Here is a 1,084-nt window from a genome sequence, read left to right as displayed (position 1 = left end):
TACTTTTAGCAAAAACTACACCCGCCGATTTTATGATAATAAGTTATTTGAAGAAATCTTCCAACACATCTTAAAAATTGCTTTTGAAAACAACCTTATTAATACCGAACAAATTTTTATCGATTCAACTCATATTAAAGCCAATGCTAATAAAAATAAATACATTAAGAAAGTTGTTCAAATTAAAGCCAAAGCATACCAAAAAGAATTGGATGATGAAGTAAATCTTCTAAGAAAAGCCGATGGAAAAAAGCCTGTAAAAAAGAAAAAGGAAGCGAAAACTAAATATATAAAAGAAAGCAAAACTGATCCAGAGTCTGGTTATTATGTAAAGAGCGAGAGAGAAAAGCAATTTGCCTATTCGCTACATGCATGTGTCGATAGACACGGCTTCATTTTAGATTCACACGTCACTCCAGGAAATATCCATGATAGTACGCAATTGAAACCTATGATAGAAAGAATGGAGAAAGCAGGTTTAAAAGCGAGATATGTAGCAGTCGATTCTGGATATAAAACTCCAGCTAATGCACACTATCTTATTGAAAAATTAATGATACCTGTGATGCCGTATACTCGACCAAAAGGAAAAGAAGGTTTCTTCAAAATTCGCGATTTCATCTACGATGAATATTATGATAGCTATATCTGTCCTAATGATGAGTTTTTAACTTACAAAAGAACAATGCCAACTGGGCACAGACTATATATGTCAAACTCTGACACATGTCGTGAATGCCCACTATTGAACAAATGCACTGAAAATAAACAGTGTCAAAAACAAATCCAAAGGCACGTATGGCAAGATGATTTAGATATAGTTGAAGATTTAAGGTTTATGGATTCAATTAAAAAAATATATAAAATGAGAAGCCAAACAATAGAAAGACGATTTGGTGACGCTAAAGAGCAACATGGTATGAGATGGACACGTTTCCGCAGTTTAGAAAAGGTGACAATGGATACGATGTTTACTTGTGCTGCGATGAATTTGAAAAAAGTATCTATGTGGCTTACATAAGAGTCCGTGAGGACTTCTATTATAAAGATTTTTATACATATTTTCGAAAATTTCATAAAAAAA

1 protein-coding gene is annotated in these 1,084 nt (G+C 32.7%); it reads left to right on the top strand.

Features of this window, described 5'->3' with window-relative positions:
• The coding region (locus HMPREF2846_RS01075) for an IS1182 family transposase (protein ID WP_070625298.1) at window positions 1-1,021 on the top strand (1,021 nt) is incomplete at its 5' end.
• Window positions 1,022-1,084 lie beyond the last annotated feature (63 nt).

Source organism: Staphylococcus sp. HMSC056G08 (assembly GCF_001812305.1).
Classification (GTDB): domain Bacteria; phylum Bacillota; class Bacilli; order Staphylococcales; family Staphylococcaceae; genus Staphylococcus; species Staphylococcus simulans.
The sequence above is the reverse complement of the archived record's forward strand: the minus strand, read 5'-3'. Positions and strand labels throughout refer to the sequence as shown.